1 protein-coding gene is annotated in these 218 nt (G+C 56.0%); it reads left to right on the top strand.

The features are described from left to right. Positions 1 to 218: hypothetical protein (locus E1189_RS23740; RefSeq protein WP_230460207.1), on the top strand; the 218-nt coding region annotated here is incomplete at both ends.

Genomic DNA, 218 nt, shown 5'->3' with positions numbered 1-218 from the left:
TGGGCAGGCATCTCCAGATTATGGGAGGTATGAACAATCTGAAAGCAGCCTTGGACATCTTTGTCCGGCTGCGTACTCTGGCGGCCGGGGGGCAGGCAAACACCCCCTGTGAGGATAGGGAGATCGAGTTAACACTGGGCAGACATCTCCAGGTCATGGGTGGCATGGATAACCTGAGAACTGCTCTGGACATCTTTACCCAGCTGCGTACACGGGCA

The organism is Parendozoicomonas verongulae (assembly GCF_009711465.1).
Classification (GTDB): Bacteria; Pseudomonadota; Gammaproteobacteria; order Pseudomonadales; family Endozoicomonadaceae; genus Sansalvadorimonas; species Sansalvadorimonas verongulae.
This window is presented reverse-complemented; position numbering and strand designations above follow the sequence as displayed.